General features: G+C 34.4%; 13 protein-coding genes. All 13 read right to left on the reverse strand.

Annotated features, from left to right (window positions below; translation table 11 throughout):
* Position 1: 1 nt before the first annotated feature.
* The 13 genes from EM932_RS03375 to EM932_RS21395 all read right to left on the reverse strand — a co-directional run bounded on the left by EM932_RS03375 (position 2) and on the right by EM932_RS21395 (position 24,661).
* Positions 2-1,705, reverse strand: coding sequence for a RagB/SusD family nutrient uptake outer membrane protein (locus tag EM932_RS03375; RefSeq protein WP_135875489.1), 1,704 nt, complete (start codon positions 1,703-1,705; stop codon positions 2-4).
* 18 nt (positions 1,706-1,723) lie between these two features.
* Entirely contained in the window at positions 1,724-4,705 is a 2,982-nt protein-coding gene (locus tag EM932_RS03380) for a SusC/RagA family TonB-linked outer membrane protein (protein WP_170179707.1), read from the reverse strand.
* 27 nt (positions 4,706-4,732) lie between these two features.
* Positions 4,733-6,517 carry a RagB/SusD family nutrient uptake outer membrane protein gene (locus tag EM932_RS03385; RefSeq protein WP_170179708.1) on the reverse strand — a complete coding sequence of 595 codons (1,785 nt, stop codon included), beginning with the start codon at positions 6,515-6,517 and terminating at the stop codon, positions 4,733-4,735.
* A gap of 11 nt (positions 6,518-6,528) precedes the next feature.
* Positions 6,529-9,690 (reverse strand): SusC/RagA family TonB-linked outer membrane protein, encoded by a 3,162-nt coding sequence (locus EM932_RS03390; RefSeq protein ID WP_135875495.1) that lies wholly within the window; start codon positions 9,688-9,690, stop codon positions 6,529-6,531.
* A gap of 42 nt (positions 9,691-9,732) precedes the next feature.
* Entirely contained in the window at positions 9,733-11,595 is a 1,863-nt protein-coding gene (locus tag EM932_RS03395) for an FISUMP domain-containing protein (protein ID WP_135875497.1), read from the reverse strand.
* Between the two features lie 29 nt (positions 11,596-11,624).
* Positions 11,625-13,496 carry an FISUMP domain-containing protein gene (locus EM932_RS03400; protein WP_135875499.1) on the reverse strand — a complete coding sequence of 624 codons (1,872 nt, stop codon included), beginning with the start codon at positions 13,494-13,496 and terminating at the stop codon, positions 11,625-11,627.
* Positions 13,497-14,354: 858 nt separating this feature from the next.
* Entirely contained in the window at positions 14,355-14,483 is a 129-nt protein-coding gene (locus EM932_RS21295) for a hypothetical protein (RefSeq protein WP_262709937.1), read from the reverse strand.
* Between the two features lie 848 nt (positions 14,484-15,331).
* Positions 15,332-16,822: an alpha-L-fucosidase gene (locus EM932_RS03405; protein WP_135875501.1), complete on the reverse strand. Its 1,491-nt coding sequence runs from the start codon at positions 16,820-16,822 to the stop codon at positions 15,332-15,334.
* 309 nt (positions 16,823-17,131) lie between these two features.
* The gene (locus EM932_RS03410; RefSeq protein ID WP_135875503.1) at positions 17,132-18,454 is read right to left on the reverse strand and encodes a DUF4185 domain-containing protein; all 1,323 of its coding nucleotides are present in this window, start codon (positions 18,452-18,454) and stop codon (positions 17,132-17,134) included.
* 294 nt (positions 18,455-18,748) lie between these two features.
* Positions 18,749-20,620, reverse strand: a complete 1,872-nt coding sequence (locus EM932_RS03415) for an alpha-L-fucosidase (RefSeq protein WP_135875505.1) — start codon at positions 20,618-20,620, stop codon at positions 18,749-18,751.
* A gap of 479 nt (positions 20,621-21,099) precedes the next feature.
* Entirely contained in the window at positions 21,100-23,097 is a 1,998-nt protein-coding gene (locus EM932_RS03420; protein WP_135875508.1) for a heparinase II/III domain-containing protein, read from the reverse strand.
* 48 nt (positions 23,098-23,145) lie between these two features.
* A complete protein-coding gene (locus tag EM932_RS03425; protein ID WP_135875509.1) occupies positions 23,146-24,345 on the reverse strand; it encodes a glycoside hydrolase family 88 protein in 1,200 nt (399 codons plus the stop codon).
* Positions 24,346-24,550: 205 nt separating this feature from the next.
* On the reverse strand, positions 24,551-24,661 hold the full coding sequence (locus tag EM932_RS21395) for an alpha-L-fucosidase (protein WP_369074041.1): 111 nt from the start codon (positions 24,659-24,661) through the stop codon (positions 24,551-24,553).
* Positions 24,662-24,863: the final 202 nt, after the last annotated feature.

The following is a 24,863-nucleotide window of genomic DNA, read 5'->3' on the forward strand; positions in this document are numbered from 1 at the left end:
ACTATTCCCAACCTGCATTTTGGATAAGTGCATTTGAAGATAATATTTCACCTCTTGGTATTGGGTTATAATACATACGATCAGAGAAATTTCGAGACTCCACTTCTTTAGCTTCATAGATAAATGAATCATCCGCTTGCTTGGTTACATTCACTCCCATAACTGAGGCATTAAGTTCATCTAACGGAAGCATCCATCGTCTTACGTCGTAATAATATTCGCCTTCAAAAGCAAACTCGATACGTCTTTCATTTCGAACAAGATCTCTGTAAGTATTTAAAAAATCGTCTGCTTCGTCTAAATATAGATCACTAGCAAGACCACTCTCTGGTCTATTTCTAATAACTTCAATAGCTTCTCTTGCAGAAAATGCCATACTTGCATCCTTACCATTTACACCATAAGCTTCAATAGCCGCTTCAGCAAAATCCAAATATAAGCCAGCTCTACTAAAAACGGCATACACTTTAAAATCTTTGTTTGGTTCAGACGACTGATCACTGTCTAAATTTATATCGGCACTTAAATATTTCTTTAAATAATAGCCTGTGCGGGTAGCTTGCTTATTAATACCACCATGAATATCCTTCCCTCCTGCAAAAATTTCAATGAAGGCATTTCTATAATCATTTTGTCCATTGTAAAAAATAAAACGTTCAAAACGGGCATCTCTATTATCATAAGGGTTAACTCCATTATAGGTTGAACTTGGGTGATTAATTGGGTAGCCATTACTATCTGGAAACGCATCTACTAAATTTTGGCTCGGATTCCCTACTCCCTTACCAAACATGGATGGTGGATAATGATTATTTTCTAAATTCCCATTGTTACTAAAACTGCGTCTCCATAAATGGTCAATATTATCTGTTTCATCAAAATTACCATAAGCCTGAAGAGATTTAAGCCCGCCTCCATCGATTTCAATAATTGCATCATAAGCGGTTTGCGCAGCTTCTTCCCATGAAATTTGCCCATAAGCTGGACTGGCTGCAAAAAGTGCCATTCTTGCTCTTAAAGCCCAAATCATCTCTCTAGAGACCCTACTAGTAAACAGAACACCATCTACATCTCCATCACCTTGATAACGCAACACATCTATATGCGCATAAGCACTATCCAAATCTTTCTTTATACTATTATAACTCTCAAGATAAGTACTTCTCGATATATTATTAACATTGTCAGTGGTTAACAACTCATCTATAATTGGAATTCCAAGCATGGTACCATCTGTTGCCGAAGGTCCTGCGAAATTTTTAAGTAATAGCCACTTATAATATGCTCTTAAACCAAAAGCCTCTCCTCTTAATCGTTTCTTTAATCCTTCTGCTAAAACATCATTATAGGCATCATACTTGATATCAAACCCATATTTAAAGTATTCATTAATTCTAAAAATATTGTTGATAGCCGTACTCCACTCTACACTTACAGGAGAAGCTTCTGCTGTTAAACCAGAAGCTGCTTCCCTCCTTGCTCCATAAACTTCTACGGCATTATTTGTGTAATATTCTAATTCAATCCAAGGGGTATTTCTTACTCCTGAATATGCAGGATTTAAAAACTCTCTAGCCCTACTTGCATCTCTAAAAACCTCTTCAGACGATAAATTATTACTTGGTACAATTTGAGTAAACTCATCTGAGCAAGAACTACCTATTGCTGAGATAATTACCAAAAAAAGTATTCTATATTTTTTCATTCTTTTAAATTTTTAAAATTAAAACGTCACTTGTATCCCCAACTCAAAAGCCTTTAAAACAGGATGCTCTAAATATCCTTTATTTCTACTTGGCATATATCTATCTTTGTTAGAAGATATGACAAAAGGGTTTTTTGAAGCTGCAGAAAATGAAAAGTCTTTAACACCTATGTTCTTTAAAAACGCCTGCGGTAATGAATACGCCACCATAATACTTCTTACATTAAAGTACCCAGCATTTTTTAACCAGAACGATGAATTTCTATAGTTATTAGAATTAGACAATGTAGTTAATTTTGGTAAACTATTGCTTACTGGCCAACTATTGGCAATTTCTTTTGTATAATTATTAGTACCTCTATTCCAATGTAAAGTTTCAACATAATCACCTCCAAGAACACCATCACCATGTACACTAAAACTCCAATTTTTATATTGCATCATGTAATTAACACCATATGAGAACCTTGGGGCATTACCAATTTCATGAATATCCTTCTCATCAATAACGCCGTCGTTATTAAAGTCTTTATACCTAATATCCCCAGGTTTTACTTCGCCAAATAATTGTGGAATAGCATTGGCAACCTCCGTATCGTTTTGAAAAATGCCGTCTGCTTCGAGTCCTAAAATACGACCGCCTTTATTGCCTGTAATATTTCTTTGTTCTTCACCAGCTGGATAGTTTATATAATCAAATTCTGTTGCATAACTTTCCCCATACATCGCATTGACACCAAATTTGTAACTTAAATTCCCTATCTTATTATTATAGGAAATACTTCCATCAATTCCTCTAAATCTGGTATCGCCTTTATTAACTAACGGTGAAAAATTAGACGGTAAAATAGCATAAAACCCATTAAAGAACCCTATTTGATCATAATTACGAATATTAAAATAGTTTAACTGTCCATTAATCTTAGAGTTAGCCATCTGAAAATCAACACCTATGCTTAAATACTCTTGTTTAGGCGTTCTAATATCACCAGACGCAGTAAACACACGAATATTCCCACCACCACTAGACGTTTTTCCATTGATACCAAATTGACCTGACCCTAAACCTCCATATAAATTTTCCGAAATAAAGAACTGACTAACAGGTCTTGATTGTACACCAAAATTAGCTCTTAGTTTTAAAAAGTTTAACCATGACGTACCAGCAAAGAAGTTTTCTTTATGCATTAACCAAGCAAACCCAGCGTCATAATTTATTTTGCTCCTTTCATCTTGTGACAATTGTCGAATAGGAGAATTCATCAATTTACCCTCTAAAACATATTTTTGCTTTAATAAATAATTAACTCTAAGTCCTAAATTTCTAAAAATAGTGTTTTGAACTAATTGACTTCCTGTTATCTCTTGGTTAGAAAAAATCACATCAGCTATAACTTTATGGTCATCACTAAAATCTCGATTATAATGTAAGTTTGCATTAATAAATTGACTCCTATCAACACGGTCTCCCGCTCTCACCCAATCATTTTCATTATTTCCACGAGTATAATTTCTAAAAGTCGTTGTATAGCTTCCATCATTATTTAACGTAAATACGGGCTCTGCCATATTCACTCTAGGGTCTCTTCGCTTAGACAATATATTTAACGTATACATACCAACTAAGGCTTTAAATGTTAAGCCTTTTGTTAATTCACTTAAATCTAAGTCTAAACCAATACGTGCAAATGCATCTCTGCGTTCGTCCTCTATTATAGATCCATGTGCTAAACCTACCAGCAAATTAGTTCCATATTCTGGTGTTCTGCCATATATAGTATCATTAATTTTATAAGGTAAAGCATTTGCAGGATAATTATACATCGTATTAAAAGCACTATTAGCATTTAAAGCAGGTTCTTTTCTCTTATTAAAACTACCTCCAATACCTAAATTTACAGCACCTTTTTCACTAAATTTAATTTGCACATTATTATTCAATCGTAAGCGTGTTAATTTTCTACCATCTCCAACACTTTCAATACCATTTGTATTATAAAACCCTAAATGCGAAAAATACTGGACATTCTTATTTCCTCCAGAAAAATCACCTGTTACATGACTATAAGTAGATACACCATCAACTAAATCATCATAATAATTATTATTAGGGTTTCTTACCGGATTTTCACCAGTAGTATAATCATTAATATCATTTTGGCTATAAATAGGTGCAAATCCATCATTTACAAGTGCCGTATTATAGTTTTTGGCATAATCTTGCGCATTCATAACATTTGGCAAAAATGTTGGTGTTCTAACACCCGTTCTAGATTTAAATTTAATCGAACGTCCACCCGGCAACCCATGTTTAGAATTTACAATTATAGCGCCTGGTGCTCCTAAAGTACCAAACATGAAGGAAGACCCATAATCTTTTGCTATAACAACATCATCTACTTCTGCAGGGGTAAGTACTATATTTGTAACTGGAACCCCATCAACTAAAATTTGTCCAGCTCCTTGTCTTCGAATGCTATTTCCAAAACCCTCTGCTGTAGGTAATGCATCATTATAATTAGACGTTAAACCTGATAATCTTCCAGCCAAAGCCTCTTGCACAAAAGCGGTAGGAAAATCACTCAACTCATCGCCTGTTATACGCTCTACAGAACCTGTAATACGTTCAAAAGGAAGATTTCCTAAAGAAATATTTATAGCTTCTTCTGGTTGTATAACTCCAAATTGCTTCAATACAATAGTTTCGTTTTCCAAACTTCCATTATCAATGTAAATAACAGATTCTTCATAACCTAAACGAGATATAATGAGAATATCTTCTTCCTGAATTTTTAATCTAAAAACGCCATTTTCATTGGTTAATGTCGTATTTTTAGAATTAGATGCTTGTATAAGAACATCTTTTAGTCCATCGCCTGACTTATTTGTTATTGTTGCCGAAACCTCATTTAATTCATTAACCTCTTGAGCGATACCCGCAAAAGGTTTCATAAAGAAAATGGTAATTAATACTAGATATAATGTTTTTGTTTTTATCATTGTCAAATCATTAATTGTTAACATATATTACCAACCTGGGTTTTGAGTTAAGTTAGGAATCTCATAAACTTGTAAATCAGCTTCTTTTAAAGGGTATCTATAATTTCTATCCTGAAAAACTCTATTCCTCTGAATAGGAAACTTTTCAAATCGAACCCCAGTTGGTTGTGAGGCATCATCTATAATAAGTACACCATGAAAAACTCTTCCATCTAACTCTTCTTTAGCGGTTCTCCAACGTAATAAATCAAACCAAGAATGGTATTCAAAACACAGCTCAATTTTAAATTCATTTCTCACCACTTTCTGAAAGGTTAAGTAATCTGAAGTAAATTCCGGTCGCACATCAACATGTCCTACACGGTTACGAATAATATTTAATGCTTCAACAGCCGTAAGACTCGCACCAGGAGCTGTAGCGTTTGGATTATTATAAGCTTCATTTACAGCCTCCGCATAATTTAAATAGATCTCTGCCATTCTTATATATGGCGCATTAATGTATTTAGTGGTTCTATAAGCCGTTCTATTATACTTTTCCGGCAGACATTTTTTCGCAAAATAACCCGTTATCGAGTTTCCATAACCAGAACTATTTGGGTCTGTACGATCTTTCCCTAAAGGTGTGGTTCTTAAATCCATCCTGTCTGTCTCAGCATTTTTTGGCCATGGAGCGTCATGATACAAGATATCTTTATAAAAACGAGGGTCTCTATTAGTATAAGGATCCTGCTCATTATAATTAGAACTAGTATGTGTTATTGGCCAACCATCAGCAGTTTCAAAGCTATCCACTAATTCTTGCGGGGGTCCATAGCCAGCATCACCTCCAATATTTCTCCAAGCCCAAGCGTGAGTATATATACCACTATAAGCATTTATTTGTGGATTAAACCTAGGCCAAAGTCCCTCAATAGTACCTGGTTCTGTATGAAAAATATGATTGTAGTCTCCTTGATATAAGCCTACTTTATCGGACGTTTGAGACAATTGAATAATATCCCATGCAGCGGTGGCGGCCATCTCCCATAATTCTGTATCTTTTTGATTATTTGCCGTATAATTAGGGCTCGCAGCAGTAGTTAGTGCTCTGGACTTTAAAGCCATCGCGGCTACTTTACCCATACGTCCCATATTGTTTGGGTGGTTTAAATAACTAACCTCAGGTAAAAGCCCTATCGCTATATCAATATCTGTAACAATATCTGTAATTTGTTCACGATATGTTGGTCTAGGAAGGTTTAAATCTGAATCCGGAAAAATTTTAGTTTTAATGTAAGGTAATGGTCCCCAACGTTTAGACAATTCATGATAAGCAAATGCTCTAAACAAATAGGCTTCTCCTTTTATTTGATTTTTTTCATCGGTAGACATAATATCTTCTGTAACATCGTCTATTCTATCCAGGATACTATTAGACACATAAATGGCTTCCCACATGTCATACCAGCAATCCCAAAAATCTGGATTTGCAAAACTATTATTTAATGCACTTATATAATCTCCAGAAGTTACTGCATCGACAACAGCAAGAGGCCTGTTATTATGCATCTCACCAGAGAACGTCATAACACTACCATAGTTCTTTCCTAGATTTGCATTCTGTCTGGCATTAAAATCGTAACGTGTCTCAAACATCCACTCTTGGGTGTCATACAACCTAAAAGCAAAACTGTTAATTTTGTTTTTGTCTTTCCAAACCTCATCTTCTGATACAAGTTCGACTCCTTCATCTATTCTATCCAAGTAATCTTCACAACCTGTCAATAAAAAGACAGATATAATAACTAGTATATATTTACAATTCATCATATTCATATATTTTAAAAATCAATGTTTACACCAAAAATAAATCGTTTTACTAAAGGGTACTGTCCATACCCTCCTGACACACCATTACCTCCTTCTGGGTCTCCAAAAGGTACTTTAGACCAAGTATATAAATTTTGCCCTGTCAAGCTTAATTTTAAGGCATGAATACTTAAAAGCTTTTTTAAATAATCTGACTGGATATTATATCCTAATCTTACATTTTGTAATTTTAAATACGCCGAGTTAACGGTTGTTTTATTACTTCGTTGCTCATATCTTTGTGAGCTTGCCGTGTGTCCGAAAGCAGGAAATGCTGCATTTTGATTTTCGGGACTCCACCGATCCAAATGAACGGTTTTTGCTTCTAATAAGGTTGTATTAAAATTAGGGAACAAATTGCTGGATTGGTAGGTAATACCATCCTTACCAAAAAATCGGACACTTAAGTCAAATCCCTTATAACTTAAACTTCCATTAAAAGCGTACACAATCTCTGGTTGGCTTGTTCCTTCAAGAGGTATTTTATCATTAACCTCTATTTCCCCATTTCCATTAAAATCTGCATACGAATAATATCCAGGAATGTTTCCTCCGCTAACTGCTGGAGCATTAATAGCCTCTTCAAAATTATTTATAAATCCATTACTATAATACCCTTGTAGCCAACCTATAGGTTTTCCTTCATTTTTCTGATAATATGGTGTTCCTACCCTATCTCCTCTGTATACAATTCGGCTATCAGCCAAAGTAAAGTGTCCTCCAAATGAATATTTCAACCCACTAGCGGTAAGATGGCTATAATTGGCCTCAAACTCTACTCCATGGTTTTTAGCTTCTCCTAAATTTACCCTTGGTAATGTAATTCTACCTTCATTATTTTTAGTTCCAAGACTAGCTTGATAATATGAAGGCACTGGGAGATTTATAAGAATCCCTTCTCGTCGTTCTTTATAAAAATTAAGTCCGAGCGAAAGATCGTAATCTAACAAATCTACATCAAAACCTAAATTATGTTTGTAAGACGATTCCCATGTAGCAGTAGGACTAGCAATCTTAGTTTCTGCCCACCTTGCTATTTCATTGTTTATTGGTAATCCAAATTGAGCATACCCAAATTTAAGAGGCAAGGCCTCATATCCTCCTAAAAACAAAAACCGAGGTATATTTTTTTCACTACCAGTTACACCATAATTATATCTTACCTTAAAACTGTTTAACCAAGGCACATTATCCTGTACTATTTTTTCTTTGGCTATATTCCAACCTACAGCAAATCCAGGAAAAAAACCAAAACGCTTACCCGGAGCAAACCTCTCAGACCCATTATAAGCTCCTGATAATTTAAGTAAATACTTTTCTTTAAAATCATAATCTAAAACACCAACCCAATCTTCGCTATAATTAGGAAGCTCCTTAATTTTTTTATCACGCTGTGTTCGGTTAAATACACCTGTGGCTGCTATATTATGAGAACCAAATTTACGTTTATAATTTAGCTTAAATTCATAATATAAATTTCTTAAAGTAGAATCAAAGTTTTCTCCTCCAGATGTGTGAAATTGTGGATTTGAATCATTATAATTTTGATCTGACTGTGGTCTCCATTCTTTTAGGAGCACATCATATAACCATAAATGAGAATTGAGCCCTTCTCGCTTCTGATACTGAAAAGACGTGCTGTAATTAAACTTACCAGATACACTTAAACCTTTTGTAATACCATCTAAATTTTGATTTAAATTTATTTGAATATCAACAACATCTTTTTTAAACTTCCGCATGCCGCCATAATTAATAGCTGAATAGGGATTTGATTGATAAGGGTTCTCTTTATTTGCACCAGATAAACGAATGCCCCCTGGATATAGAGATAGAGGATCTGGATGCGCTGATATGAATTCTTCGGGATAATATACAGGAAAAAAATAAGATGTTGCCTCATCAATAAACTTAAAAAGATTACCAAAATCGTTTTTTCCTAAATCTGTATTAGGGGTTTTTCGAGTTTCAGAACGTCCAGAAATATCAACCGATAATTTTGTTGATTGCGTGATATTAAAATCTAAATTCGTTCTAAAATTAATTTTGTCATAGGTGAATTCTGGACTATAATATCCATTACCAAAATCTTCAGTCTTTAAAATATCTCCTACATGGTTTACACTTAGGGAACTAAAATACTTTACAAATTCAGTACCTCCAGACACATTGACTCTAGCATTCGATTCCCAACCAATATCCCGTATTAAAACATCATACCAATCTACATCCGGGTATAATATTTGGTCTCTATCAGGGTCTAAAAAAGCATCAATATAACTTTGCGGTCTTAGTCCACTATACTGCCCAGAATTTTTTATCGCCTCTTGCCCTAAAGTTAAAACTTCATACGATGATAACTTCTTTGGAATATCGGACATCACCTTAGCAGTAACACCTCCCCCTGCACTTATTCTTGCAGGACCTTCTTGTCCTCTATTCGTAGTAATAATAATTACTCCATCTGCACCACGAGCTCCATAAACAGCTGTAGAAGAAGCATCCTTTAATATAGATATTGAAGCGATTTCACTTGGATCTAACTGTGAAAAACCACCCGTTGCTTCCACACCATCTATAAGTATTAAAGGTGAATTATCGCCATTAAAACTGGAAACACCACGAATAGTAATTTTTGCATCATCTGCTCCTGGTTGTCCTGAGGGTATTTCTGTATATACACCAGGCAATCTATCTTGAATGGCCTGTGACATATTGGTAACTCCAGTATTCAACAAATCCTCTCCCGAAACTGTTGATACGGCTCCAATAATATTTTTCTTTTTGGTTCTGGTGTATCCTAAAATCACTACCTCATCCAAAGCTTCTAAATCCGGAACCATTGACACATTAATTTCACTTTTACCATTAACAGCTATCTCTTGAGTTATGTAGCCTATGTATGTGTAGGTTAGTTTGTTTTTAGCATCAACGGTTATGGTATAGCCGCCATCAAAATCTGTAACGGCTCCATTTATACCACTACCTGTGTTTGAGCTAATAATGTTTACTCCAGTTAATGGTTCCCCATTTTCATCGGTTATTTTTCCAGAGACCTTAATATTTTGTGCCCCTATGGCTTGCCCCAGAAAAATGAAGCAACAACTTAGGAAAAATGTTAATCTATATTTCATATGTTATATTTAGTTATTGGTTTTTAAATAAATTTTATTACTCTACTCATTTTTGACTAAACGTATTCCGAACGACATTTTAGTGGTGTAATTAAAATATCTAAATGTTTTATTATAGGTATTATTAAGCTCCCAACAACCTTCTTTTCCATCATCAACCATCAAAGTAACCCTACCTTTCTCAAGTCCAGTTCTAAACCCATTCTCGTAATCTGAAGTACTTGGATAACGAAAACCAGCAGTAATTAAATCTAGACCATAAGTGTCTAAACCTTCTGCATGCCATTTACCCATTAAATCTCCTGGCGTAGTATCTTTGTAATTCTTTAAAGTATTAATATCTGTAACATTCATAACATGCCAACCTGCTGGAGCAATTAGAGGATTGCTAACAAGGGCACGGCAATACACTCTACCATGAACTTCTAACCAATTAGGCGTAAATCCATCTAAATTTTCAGCATGTTCATCGTAATATTTATCTGTTGGAAGTCCTGGATTATCAATTGTTAATAACGTTAGATCATCACCATTTGTAAGCTTTTTAGTTCTTAAATTTTGAGATAACCAAATTTGAGTTCCAATTCGTACCCAATTATAATTGTTTACTTCTTGGGCTCTAGTATCTGTTATAGTACCTGTCATTTGCGGTGTAAACGCTACTGGGAAAGAATTTGATTCTCCGCCACTACCATCTTTCGCTACCACAAGCGCGTAATACGTTTTTACATCGGTAATATCACTAGGTATTTCGCTGTTTTTAACTAAATATTCTGTTTCAGTAATATCACTTGCTACTTTGTTAACCGGAGGGTTTACCGTATCGATATAAACATCATACGATGTTGCTCCAGTTGCCGCATCCCAAACTAATAATTCATCTAACGATAACACATCTTGAACTGCAAATTCGTGAATACCAGGGAATCCAGGGCTATTACTAATAGCAGTAAAACCAGAAATTCTAGACGGTGTTGAGTTTCCTGCAGCATCTTTAGCTACGACATACCAGTAATACGCCGAGTTTATATCTAACGTTGATGGGGTATACTCACTTGTAGTAACAGTTGCTACTAATGTAGTAGGTGTATTTTGCTTGTCTATATACACATCATAACTTACAGCATCGCCTTCCGGATCGGTTACATCACTCCAATCGAGTATGGCTCCTGGTGCCACGCCTGATTTATTCACAGGAGATACTATTATAGGTTCATCTGGAGCGCCTGGGCTTAACTTTTTAAAAGAACGGATATCACTAGATGAGCTATTAATTAAATCTGTGGCATCTACTTTCCAATAATACACCTCTCCAATCTCTAGTGTTGATGCATCGACAGTAAATGATGTACTACCATCATCAACAGTTCCTACAATTTCTGTAGGAGGGTTTGTCTTTCCTAAAAACACATTATAGCTAATTGTTTCTCCTTCGCCTGCAGAGATTGGTTCCCACTCAAAAGTTAAAACATCACGAATAAAAACATCTGCTTGCGGACTCGCCAATATTGGAGTATCTGGAGCTGGAATGGACATAAATCTCCAAAACTCGCTTTCCTGTTCATGAAGGCCATTTTTCACAACAACCTTCCAATAATACACGACATCTTTACGAAGTTTATAATCAATTAAATTATAACTTGTTTCTTTTAGATTTTCAGCTTGTACAAACAGTTTTGTACTATCTAGTCCTAAATAAAAATCATATTTTAATGGTCTTCCATCTGGATCGGAGGCTTGCCACTCAAACGATGGGGCAATATCGACACCATCTGTTTTATCTGTAGGAGATAGTAACGTAATACTTGGTTTCTTTTCAACAAACACGTCGTCATCTTCACATGATATTAAAGGTATAAATACCATGACCACAATTAACAAAAGAATCTTATTTATGTATTTCATAATATATTGTTTTAAAATTTTTCTTTAACTTAATCTTTAACTAAACGTATTCCCCACATTCTACTGAATGAAGAATTTCCTTGCTTATAAAACCTAAATGTGCCATCGTCAATTACCTGAAGAGAGTTATTATCATCAGTAAGGCTATTAACTTTCAACCAATGTTCAGTCCTACCTTTATCTAATCCATCACTCCAACCATTAGCATAACGTCTACCAGCAGTAACAAGATTCAATCCGTAAACATCAGTACCAGCTGCATAATACGACCCCAATAATGCTGTTCCATTAGATGGTGATATATAGTCCCTTATTATATCAACATCTGCCTTACTCATAATATGCCAACCATTAGGAGCCATGAAAGGATGAATAACGGTAGGTTGACTATATACACGTCCATGACTAGTTTGCCAATCAGTTACACCAGAATAGTCATTATCGTGTTCATCATAATACAACCCTTCGGTAGCCGCACTAAGCGATGCAGGAGCTAATGCCAGATCATCTCCATTGGTTAATTTTTTGGTTCGTAAGTTTAGAGACATCCAAACTTGTGTTCCTATTCGAACCCATGGATACTCTATAGACTCGGTCCCTCTTATATCGGTAAAAGTACCCGTCATTTGAGGCGTAAAAGAGATGACTTGAGATTCTGCTTCACCATCTGCATTTTTAGCAACAACGCGTGCGTAATATGTTTTTACGTCGTTTATATCACTAGGGATATCACTATTTTTAACTACATATTGGATTCCAGTGACATCACTAGCAACCTTAATAACTGGAGGATTTACGGTGTCTATATAAATATCAACAGAAGCTGCTCCTAATACACTGCCCCAAACCAAGGATTCATCTAACGACAAAGTCCCATCTATTACCTCTTCATTTAGTATAGGTGTTGCTGGACCTGTTGCCCCTAAATAGTCAAAACTTAAAGTTTCTGTACTATAGGAATTCCCAGACCCATCTTTAGCCTCAATATTCCAAAAGTATCTTGTATTTGGCACTAATGATGCCGTTGGGTTGTATTCGGAATCACCTGAGAAACTAGTTATTTTATTAACAGGAGGGTTCGCTGTATCAAGATATACATCATATATTACAGTTTCGCCTTCAGGATCTATTGAGTCTGTCCAATCTAGTATAACATCTCCATTAACCGCAAAAATTAATGCTTCATTTAAAGGAGAAACACTTGAAGGCAAATCAGGGTATCCTTCCAATAATTTTAAAAATGTTCCAACTTCACTAGATGCTGTAGTTAGTGAATCGGCTACTTCTACTTTCCAATAGTATGTATCAAGGTGGTCTAACTGTGATGCATCATAATTAAAAGAGCCCGTGTTTTCTACGTTTCCAATTATCTCTGTAGGAGGATTATCTTTACCCAAGTATATATTATATTTTAAAGTTTCACCTACAGCTGACGGTGAGGTTTCCCATTCAAAATTAATAGCATCTCTAGCAAAGACTCCTGGATTTAATAATAAAGGAGAAGAAATGGTAGAAGCTGTTGTAAAACTCCAAATTTCACTCTCATTTTCGTATATCCCATCTTTAGCGACTACCTTCCAATAATAAGTTACATCTCCCTTTATTACTGTATTATTAGTAATTCTATACTCAAGGGTTTTTAAGTTTGCTGCTCTTAATCCTAATTTGGTTTTATCTGTACCAATATAAAAGTCGTATTTTAAATTCTCTGGATTTGTTCCTGAAGCACCCCAAGTAAACGTTGGATTAAATCCTATACCTTCAACCCCGTCTGTTGGTGTTTGTATAGAAATTTCAATGGTCGGAAAAGCAACATTTTTATCATCATCACTCTCACAAGAAGTCATGAAAAAAAACAATGATAACATACTTAATAGAAAAAGATTTCCTATGTATTTCATAATTATTTGGTTTAGTTTATATAGTTTAAATTATTTTAGTTTGTACAATCCTTAAGTCTTTTTACAATTACATTAACGCTCAATTAATATATTTTTAACACTAAGCTATAATTGTTTTACTACATTTGTTATTACAATTTTCGATTGGTCATTTTGCAATATAAATACATCAGATTCAAGTATTCTAGGTCAAATATTGCATTTAATTGCTTTTTACAGCGTGTACAAATATTCCTTTTTACTCTATTTTTTGTTCAGTTCCCCATGAATAGTAATGAAATAGTCATAATTAGGACATAATTTGTTCATTTAAAAAATAACTAATCTATGATATTTTTATTCTTGAAATTTGCGATTTCATAGGTATGACATTTTCAACAGAAATAGAGGCAAAACTTAGAAGTATATACTTCAATGGTTTAGTCTTTGATTTTATATCCGTTTTAATCAAAAGAGATTCCTTCATTCGTTCTCATTACTGGTTGAATTATTCGTCAACATAACTAAGGAGAAACCTTCAAGGGCAAAATCCATGCGCTCATAATTTGGATCTGTACCATTATTTGACTCCAAATTCGTAACCGAGGCCCAATTAACAGCTTCTTAATTAACACCATCCGATAACGTAATTGTTATATCCCCAAATCTAACATTCGACACAACACCATCTCTAGCGTAGTAATCAAGATATTTTAAGGATTTTCCTGTAGGAATAGCCATCTCACATTGCATCCAATTTTCATCTCTATCAGGTTTTGTGAGAAAATGATTTATAGTGTTGCTAACATTACAATCAGGAAGTGTACTTGTGGATCATAAGCAATCCATCATTCAAAATATAATTAGGATTATCACGTTTCACGCAGGGTTATTTGGTGCTCCACCAGTTGCATTTGACAAAGGCACTTCTACCAATTGCCCAAAAGACATTTGAGCCACTAATAAGCTTGTGGCAACTAAAGTTAATTTAAGTAAATTTTTTTTCATAATTTCTGTTTATTTTATGGATTAAAATTCTAACTATAAAAATGTGTTTTATACACTCTTAATTTCGAATTGTAATTTCAAAAATTTACTGTTTACCCATGTCATTAAAAGTGTTCTAAATGGTATTACATACTGTTCATTTTGAATTAATTACAGGATTAGAGCATTTTTAATGACATTAAAACCTACATCTTATTTATCTTAGGCTAAACTAAAGGTGAATCTTGTTTAAGAGTTCAAGATGTCACTTTCGAGAAATTCTGGAAGAATTTAATATTATTATGATATTAAAAAAAAGCTGCATCGTAATGATATGTTAATAGTATTTACCAGGCAGAAACCCTAAATCCTGCAGAGGAGTGGCACTTAGAAACCCATTTTGAACAGGTCGTTCCTTCCTAAATAGATGATTATAAGATTTAAAAAAGGGTTTAAGGTGCTCGTTTAAGAAATAACCATCAGGCAAGCCTTGACCCTTCGTAAGAATAAAGCACAAAAGCTTCGAAACCCAGGAGCATAGCATTGGATGGTGCATTGGCGCGACGTCGAAGTTTTGTGCTTGGTTCTTCTCGAGCATAAGCAAGAGAAGAAATTCCTATCGAAGGGGCGTCTTTTCTTTTGCTACTTTTCTTTGGACGCGCAAAGAAAAGTAAATAATAACATATAAATCTTTTTTAAAAGATGTGGGTACACCGTAGCTGTCAGACAGGCAAATAAATTTTCTTATCCGAGATTCACGTATATTTTAATAAAGTAGGAGCCATATTTTCTATCTCAACTATATAGTTACGAGAAGTGCTTGTAAATAAGTGTAATGATATAGTTAAGATAGAACAGAAGCTGCTGTATCATTCTTTAACAATAACTTCAGCAAGTGTTAAATTCCCAGTACCATTCAATTGAATTTTAACAAAACGGCCTTTAACATGAGGAACGGTTAATGTCTTTGAAGGATTAGGAAATTCTTTTTGAATGGATTTCCAAACCGTATTTCCGGCAGCATCAATTATAGAAACCGTATAATCTTTTAATGAATTCATAGCGTCGTCTGTACGATTAAAAATGGTAATTTCATTAATGCTATGTGTATCACCTAAATCTACACGCCACCAAGGTTTTTCTTCTTCTAAAGTCCATGACGTTTGTTCCATCATAGTGTTTCCTTCGGTGACCCCATCTACGGCAATTTCAGCACGTGGATAAGCTCGTTTATCTCGTACAAACTCATGAGTACTTGATTGCACACAAGGTTTCATGAAAGCCAAATTTTCCTCTACGTTATATTGATAACCCCAATTAGATCCCATTTCTAAATCTACTGGCTTCTCCCAAACATCAGCAACTTCTTTTAAACGAACAAAAACATCATCATCGATACCTCCATCAATGTTGGGAGAAATATTCAGAATGTAAACCGAATTGTGCGAATTATAACTATCCAATTTTCCTAAAATATAATCTACACTTTTATGGACCCCCATGTCGTTATTGTCGTCCCACCACCAATCGATTTGCAAAAAATCGGAAGCTGCTGTTGGTCTTAAATAATCTGGATGATACGGATAGTCTCTCCCAGCAGCATCTGCAAAAGGTACTTCTGCATGTGCTAAATTGGATTCATAAGTATGTGAAACAATTAAACATTCTGGCTGTAATTTTTTGACTAAGGTTAAGATTTCTCCATAATTGATATCATCAAAACTTGGCGTTGTTGGCCATGTGCTCCAACCATCAAAATTTATATAATCTATTTTACCGTAATTGGTTAATAATTCAGTTATTTGATTTTTAATAAATTGTACATCATTCCCAGAAGTGATTCCATTATTAATCGTATGGTGATAATCTAAAATTGAATAATAGAGTCCTATTTTTAGACCTTCTTTACGAAACGCGTCCGTAAACACTTTTACAATGTCTGTGGTATCTTTTGAAGACGCCACATCATAATCAGTAAATTCACTGTCCCATAAACAAAACCCACCATGATGTTTCGTGGTCAACCAACCACCTTCCATACGTGCCACTTTTACAGCTTTCACCCATTCTTCTATCTTTAATCCCGATGGGGCAAACATAGATGCAGGTTCCTCACCTGAAGAACGCCCATGATGTTCTTTAGAAGTAGCATTTTTGAAAGTACACATATTATAGTGGAAATAGGCCTGATAACGGGTGTTAACAAATTCATGCTGAAGTTCGGCAAGACTTTTGACTCGCTCTTTAGTTGCTACTTTATCTATATTTTCTTCTTTTGATTGACACGCAATCAAAAAAACTATAGATATAATAGTAAGATATATATATTTGGGTAAACTTGTAATATTATTGATTTTCATTTTTTAATATTTAAATTATAATTTTATCTCATGTAAACCCAAGGAATATGCACTTCCCCTAGGTTTGATTTTTTTTTTGACAAAATCAGGGTTATTCCTATCCTTGTTATACATATAATTTGCAGAATAATACAACCACATTGTTTGCCTTCATCACTAATGAATTTAGTCGGAATATTCACAAAATAAGCTTATGGACCAAAATCCTTCATGTATGTAATCATATTCCAAGAACCTGTAACATTATCAGACCCAATTATGTAATCATTTTTTTGAAGCCTTTTCATTTTTGGAGGGTAAATTAATATCTTATTCCATATCTAACTTTATCTCATGTAGACTCAAGGAATAGGCACTTCCTTTAGGCTTAATTTTTTTGACAAATTCAGCATCACTTCCGTCCTTACTATACATATAGTTTGCAGAATAACACAGCCACATCGTTTTGCCATCATCACTGATGAATTTAGTCGGAATATTCACAAAATAGGCCTGTGGGCCAAAATCCTTCATGTATGTAACCATATTCCATGGTCCGGTAACATTATCGGATTCAAGTATGTAGGTATCGTACTCTTTACGGCTTGTTATTTCTCTATGTCCATCGGTAACGCACATAAAGTATTTTTTAAGTGGTGCATTATAGGTAATCGTTACAATGCCACTATTGTTGTTCCATTCAAATACAGGTTTTATTTTAGAGAACTTTTTAGACCATTTGGCTTCCCCTTTTTTATTATAGCCACAGAAATATTCATATTTTGAGGCATCATTGATGTTTTCAACCGAAGGGGTTACCCGCGCCATAAAAACTGCGTCCGCACTATTCCATGAATTGTTGCTGATTCGTGGTGCTACATCAGGACTGATCGAACCATGACCGACCAAGTAGGCCTTTCCATCTGGAGAATGTTCCATATTCTTTCCAAAATCAACAAAATGGGGGGCTCCCATTTTTATAAAGGGGCCTTGTTTTCCCTCGTCCAGGTCCAGCTGATCTCGGGAAGGTTCTGGAAACAAGGGATCCGCTGGTGTGTGCGGCGGTTCTGTCCATGTTTTTCCATAGTCCGATGAATAACGGAACCCGACCAAAGGCCCTTGGATATACCAACCGAAATCTTTATTTATAACCTGGTTAGGACAGTCAATTGAATAGGAACCATAGTACCAAACTCCATTATAAAAAAGACTTCCACAGGGATACCTTCCTTTATAAGGCAGGGCAGAAGAAGCATGAATTCCATAGTTTTCGATATGCAGATCCATAGGGTCGTCACCTACAATTTTAGCATGTCCCCTTTTGGAGTTTTCCCCCGCACCAGACCAAACATACTTCATATCGGTTCCAATAGTACCATCTGTCCAAGGGGAATAAAGGTTTCCATCGGAGGCCCAAGTAGGGTACCATGTATCGGCTTTGGTATAGTTGGCAAAACGTCCTGTAAACAAAATTCCTTTAATCGAGGCGGAAGTTTTGAATGGAGATGACTCCGGAGCTTCACTTTCCCATACCTTAGGAGCATCTTGATTAGACAATTCATTACTTTTAAATGTCCAAATTTCATTTTTATCTTGTGCGGTTGTGTGAACAGCAATGATCAAGCAACATATGCATAATAATATTTTTTTCATTTTTTAATATTTAAATTGTAATTTTATTCTTTATTAAATATTCAGTGACTGAAATAACTAGGTAATTACCTTTTATTTACAATTTCAGCATTATATCGTCCACCTTTATCGTTCAAAAACCTATAGTACTTCAATATTCTGGATAAACATATGGTGCTTCAATTTACTAAAATTATTTGTAACACTCTGAAAGAAAACAGCATGTATTTTCACAAAAAAAACATCCTATTGACCAAATCTTTTGTTGTTTTATATGCTTGATTTTAAACATATAAACGATTAAATATCAAACACCTAATCCAAAGGGGCCAGTTCAATTTGCCAGAAACGTTGAATTCCAGGGAAATTATCAAAATCTTGAGCTTTTAATTCTATTTGATATAGACCAGATTTTTTAAAGGTTATCACACCGTAATCCTTTATAACGCTTTCGCCATACTTGGTACGTGGTTCCGTTTCAAATTTCAATGCATCTTCTCCATTCGATAAAACCATTCTTGCAGCTCTAAAACGCGTTGCAAGCTCCCCTCTTACTATATATTTACCAGGAACTTTAACATTCACCAACCAATATGCCTTATCCCACGCATTATGCCAATTTTGAAGGCCATTTTTCTGAATTTTACCATCTACGGGATTCACTATACGTTTTTGAATATGCCCCGTAGTAGTTGCATTATTACCATTTAAGTTTAAAACCTCTAATTTTGAAAACGGATCTGCTTTCAAATCAAAACCTTCAATTTTGAAAACATAAGCATGTTTAAAGGAAAGATCTCCTGCTTTTATTCCAAGCTTTTTAATAGTGAGTTTTTCATCGGCTATAGAATAATCAACTTCACCACTGCCTAATAAAGTAATTTTGGCTTTATTAGATTTTCCTTTAACCTGAATTTTATCAAATGTAAAACCTTCACCAGGCCAATCCAGACAAATAGCATATAAATTGCCATCTTTTTGAGTATAATGCACATTCATGGTATTACTTTGTGGAGCAGAGCAATATTCCATGTAATACCCGTTTTTACCATACATATTTGGTCCTTCTCCAGCCACACGCCAAGGACGGGTTCCGTAAATAGCTTCACCATTAATTTTTAACCAGTCACCAACTTCATATAACATTTCTTTTTGACCTCCCGGAATTGTACCATCTGCAGCAGGACAAACATTTAACAACATAACACCATTTTTACTAACAACTCTAATTAATTCATGTAGCAACCATCGTGAAGATTTGGTTTTTAATCCTTTTCGATAACTCCAATAATGTCCACCTGTTGACTGATCGGTTTGCCATAATTCTGGCAATAAATCTCTTGGGCTACCACTTTCATAATCATGCACACCTACCCCTTTAGGTAATTGATCCAATTTACGAGTAATGATTACCTCTTTGCCCCATTCTTTCTCTTTTGAATAATAGTAGGAAGCAAATTTTTGACGATACTCCATCGGAATAGCTCGCAACCCCCAATCGAACCAAATTTGATCTGGTTGGTAATTGTCAATAACTTCTTTTAACTTTCCAAACCAACGTTCGTAGCTTTGTTCTAAAGGTAATTTACCGTACAAATCTGCATATTTAGGGTCGGCTGTATGAGTCCCTTCTACGGTTTCATAATATCCATCAATATTAAACCCATGGTGAAACGATGTGATGACCTTCATATCATTCTTACGAATTTCACGAACCAATTCGCCAACAACATCTCTTTTTGGTCCCATTTTCTTTGTATTCCAACGGTTAATTTTACTACCCCACATTGAAAAACCATCGTGATGCTCTGCAACTGGACCTGCAAATTTAGCACCTGCACGCTTATATAAATCAGCCCACTCTTTTGGGTTCCAATTTTTTAATTTAAACATCGGTATAAAATCGTGGTAACCAAATTTATCTAAAGAACCGTAAGTTTCGATATGATGTTTTTGTACCTTATGATTGTCTTGATACATATAGCGCGGATACCACTCACCCTCGAAAGCAGGTACACAATACACGCCAAGGTGCGCATAAATACCAAATTTAGCATCTTTAAACCATTCTGGGATGTTATGCTGTTGAAGCGTTTCCCAACTCATTTCAATAGTTTTATCTTTTGTTTGTGCGAATGAACAAACAAAAAACAAAACTAAAAACCATGTCATACCTACTTTTTTCATTTTGTCTATTATTTTATAATATATTATTTAAAAATTTCTACAACTATTGATTCAATCAAAACTACTAAACCTTGACCTTGATTAGGTATAATAAACCATCAGTTTGGTGCATAGATTGTTCATATCTTAAACCCGCTTTGTGCATTGGAAAATCTATTACAGCTCCCAGCTACTGTAAAATATAGCGCTTTGCTACATTTTTAAGTTTTACCGTAGTGGTACTATGCTAAAACTTATAAAATGTCATATTTTATTGCATCTGAAAGCTTCATCACGAAGTTCCAATGCATAAAGCGGGTTAAAACAACATGCCATTAATAATGGATTTTAAAAATTGACATTCTATTCCGTTATATCGAATTGACTTTAATAGCACATAGCGAGCTATTTTTTGAAAACGAGCCGATATGTTTTTGGGATAGTGTCAAAATGGATGAAGCTTTGTAAATGAATACTTGACTTGACTCTAAATGAAGCAACTATTTTGCTGACAATGACAAATCGATAGCTCCTGCTCGTTTCATTTTCTTTTGTGTTAATTGAATTCTATAAACAAAATCTCCCCAAGAATTTTTAAGTAGCGTATCTTCCACATGTATTTCTTCAATAAACACATCAAATCCTTTGGGATACGACATTACAATTTTATTTCGATCTCTCCCCGCTTCAGAAGTAAATAGATACAATTTACTGCCAGCTACTTTTTCAGGCTTAACGTCTGTCATAAAATTTAATACAATAGGCTTAATTTGTTTAGATAATTCATAAGCATCTGTAATATTTACCGATTTTAACTTCTTATCTAAATGAATAGTCCTATCCCATTTAGTTACATGAGCTGCTTCTGGGTAAGCAGAAGAGATATCGAGAGAATATGTAGACTGAGGTAAATTGTAATTTACATCGGTAGCTTTATACTTCATACCTGGAGCTTGCATCTCACCATTAATAGTTGGTAAATTATGGTATTGAGATTGAGTAATCCAAATTTCATAACGTTGGTTGCTAAACGACTTCTGAGTATAGGTTTCCAATCCTAAATCTAATAAAACAGGTTTACCATCGTAATACACAATAAGGTTACCAACATCATTGTGGTTATGACTCTCTTTATTATGACCTCCTTTAGCAGCAACGTAAAACCCTTTTCCTTTTGGAGCATCTTCTCTTACTATCATTATCTGAGATTTAGGAAACCAAAAATCACTAATTACTGGTTTCTTAGCGGTTTCATTTTCAAACTTTTTGTGTGTTTGAATCATTCTTATCTGTCGAGCTATATTACTATTTAGAACACGATTATTTCCATCCAGTTTTTGATTATCAGACTTATCTTCTTTATTCTTATTTACTAACCAGGATGCGAATTGCACCATGGTTTTGTCTTTAATTTTATTTCCATATTCAAAAATTAAAGCTGCATCTGGTTTTACTTTGGCAGTGGCATCTGCAAAGTTCACATAGTAGTCATCTTCGATATGCACTTTGTATATATATTTTCCAATATTCTTAATTAGAGTTTTATCCCATATAGCTACCTCTCCATTTGTAGCTTTCTCTAACAAATCTAAACAGTCAAATAATGACCCTCCCGCTCTATTCCAATAAGCAGGCCCTTCATCACATGCACCATCAATGGGATATGGCTTTAGAAATCTATCTAATAACGTCATGACTTTATAAACAGCAGCCGTTCTTTTTTCGGGGTTTTCTTCTAAAAACATAACACAGGTCAGCCAATTGGAACAAATCCATGGTGTCCAATTATTGAGATTTTGACCATTGTAACCCATCCAATGAAAATCTTCATGTTCTAGATTTGGTTTTAAAATTCTTCTATCTACTTCTAAAGCAATTCTTTTGTTAATCACGGGAGACACACTGTCTAATTCTTTTTTGAGTAGAAAATATGTCCAAGATAAGAGCACTCCAGTTTCTGCAGCAAAAAGGTCTACATATTCAGCCTCAATATTTGGTAACCCAACTTGATTATATTGATAATAATGTGCAGGAAAACCCCACCAGCTTTCTTCACAAATAGCCCATATACCATCTATAATCTCATTTAAAAAACGTCCTTTTCGCTCCATACATTCCGCCAATACAGCATTGGTTAATCTATTTCTCCTTTCGAACCATAGCGCCTGATAATTGGAGCGATTTCCGTTGATTGAATACTCTAAAGTTAAAGTCGCTGACAATAAAGGAATTGGTTTTTCTAAATAGCTTTCCGCTTCAGTTATAACCTTTTTTTTAAACGATTCAGGAACGTTATTCCATTTAATGTCTTTTCCTATAAATGAGGCCCATTCATTAGTATTTATAAGTCTCTTTGATAGTTTTTCACTACTACAATTTTCAGTTAGAAGGTTTCCATTGTCCTGAGCATATATTCCCAAACAAAAAAACAACATGCTTAATGTAAATACCATCAACTTAATTTCTTTTACTATTTCTTTCTGAATATTACCTTTCATATTTAACTCATTTTGATTTTTTCTATTTCCTGAAAAATGCTTAAATGATTACTTTTTATAATTTTTTTTTCTCAGCAACGCCTCCAAAAAATAATAATCTGCGTAATTTATTGGTACATCAATTTCAGAATTTCTTGGCATATTTCCTGTTGAATGGTCAAGTAAAAATCCAGCGTTACTTCCGGTTTTATTTAAATATGCTTCACTTGAAAGAGACTTCATAATAGTATCAGCAAATTTTAAATATTCCATTTTATTTTGAGAATACTCCATAAGCTCATATAATGCTGAAGCTGTAATAGCCGCAGCCGATGCATCTCTGGGTTCATTAGGAATATTTGGTGCATCCATATCCCAATAAGGTATTTTATCATCTGGAAGATTTGAATAAGACATTACCAACTTAGCTATCTTTTCAGCTTGTTCTAAATAACGTATATCTTTAGTATATCTATACATTACTGTAAAACCGTACAACCCCCAAGCTTGTCCTCGAGCCCAAATACTCTCGTCTGCAAACCCTTGATTTGTTATTTTTTTGATGACTTCTCCAGTTTCGGGTGCGTAATCCACCACATGGTACGAACTATTATCTGGTCTAAAATGATTTTTTATTGTGGTATTGGCGTGGTTTATAGCCATATTTTTATATAAACTATCACCCGTTACTTCACTTGCCCAAAGCAACAATTCCATATTCATCATATTATCAATAATCACTGGATAATGATATAAACTTTTACTATGATCCCAGGATTGAATACATTGAACTTTTTCATTATATCTACTGGATAAGGATTTAGCCGTTTGAATTAAAACATTCTTATAATCAGAATTATTTGCAAACTGATAACCATGTCCGTAACTACAATACATCATGAAACCCACATCATGCGTTCTTGTATTATATTGCTCTTTTTCCAGCAACTCAGTATACTTTTTAGCACGTTTCTTCCATAAGGAATTACCTGTTAACTTATACATTAACCATAATTCGCCCGGAAAAAACCCACTAGTCCAATCGCTTGAAGAAACCATAAGAAGTTCATCACCTTCTATGGATCTTGGTACAATTAAATTTCCATCATTTTTTGATTCAACCATTTCAAAACCATATTCCAGTTGTTTTTCGGTTTTAGAAATAATCGCATTTATTTTATCATCTGTTGTTTTAGTCTTTTCATTACAGCCACTAATAAAAAGACAAGCAATTAAAAGTTTTAAGAGTATGTTTTTCAATGGTTTCATCTTTATTATATATTAATTTTATTCAAAGGAAATACCTTCATTTGTTCTTATTACTGGTTGAATAGTGCCATCATCATTAAAATTAAGATAATCAGCACATACTTTTCTAGCCTTTCCATAAATCATGCGTCGATAGATAATATCCATTTCCTCTTAAAATCCACTATTGAAGAATGATTATTTTCTGATCGTATAGAATCCACAATCATAGGCCAGCACACAATACACACCAAGATGTGCAATAAATTCCAAATTTGACATCTTTAAACCATTCTGGAATGTTATGCTGTTGAAGCGTTTCCCAACTCATTCCCATAATTTCATCTTTATTCCCATAAAAAACTCTATAACTATGCAATCAAAACAACTAAACCTTGACCTTGATTAGATGTAATAAACCCATCTTGTTTGGTGCATAGATTGTTCATAGTTTAAAATGATATCAATAATTATGGACTTAAAAATCGACATTCTGTGACGTTATATCACAAATCGACTTTGATAAACTAAAAACTCTT

The sequence above is a fragment of the Flavivirga rizhaonensis genome, from assembly GCF_004791695.1.
Lineage (GTDB): Bacteria > Bacteroidota > Bacteroidia > Flavobacteriales > Flavobacteriaceae > Flavivirga > Flavivirga rizhaonensis.

Bases quoted from the DNA above. Each gene is read 5' to 3' on its own strand.
- EM932_RS03375 (WP_135875489.1), bottom strand. From the start codon at position 1,705: ATGAAAAAATATAGAATACTTTTTTTGGTAATTATCTCAGCAATAGGT.
- EM932_RS03380 (WP_170179707.1), bottom strand. From the start codon at position 4,705: ATGATAAAAACAAAAACATTATATCTAGTATTAATTACCATTTTCTTT.
- EM932_RS03385 (WP_170179708.1), bottom strand. From the start codon at position 6,517: ATGATGAATTGTAAATATATACTAGTTATTATATCTGTCTTTTTATTG.
- EM932_RS03390 (WP_135875495.1), bottom strand. From the start codon at position 9,690: ATGAAATATAGATTAACATTTTTCCTAAGTTGTTGCTTCATTTTTCTG.
- EM932_RS03395 (WP_135875497.1), bottom strand. From the start codon at position 11,595: ATGAAATACATAAATAAGATTCTTTTGTTAATTGTGGTCATGGTATTT.
- EM932_RS03400 (WP_135875499.1), bottom strand. From the start codon at position 13,496: ATGAAATACATAGGAAATCTTTTTCTATTAAGTATGTTATCATTGTTT.
- EM932_RS21295 (WP_262709937.1), bottom strand. From the start codon at position 14,483: ATGAAAAAAAATTTACTTAAATTAACTTTAGTTGCCACAAGCTTATTA.
- EM932_RS03405 (WP_135875501.1), bottom strand. From the start codon at position 16,822: ATGAAAATCAATAATATTACAAGTTTACCCAAATATATATATCTTACT.
- EM932_RS03410 (WP_135875503.1), bottom strand. From the start codon at position 18,454: ATGAAAAAAATATTATTATGCATATGTTGCTTGATCATTGCTGTTCAC.
- EM932_RS03415 (WP_135875505.1), bottom strand. From the start codon at position 20,620: ATGAAAAAAGTAGGTATGACATGGTTTTTAGTTTTGTTTTTTGTTTGT.
- EM932_RS03420 (WP_135875508.1), bottom strand. From the start codon at position 23,097: ATGAAAGGTAATATTCAGAAAGAAATAGTAAAAGAAATTAAGTTGATG.
- EM932_RS03425 (WP_135875509.1), bottom strand. From the start codon at position 24,345: ATGAAACCATTGAAAAACATACTCTTAAAACTTTTAATTGCTTGTCTT.
- EM932_RS21395 (WP_369074041.1), bottom strand. From the start codon at position 24,661: ATGGGAATGAGTTGGGAAACGCTTCAACAGCATAACATTCCAGAATGG.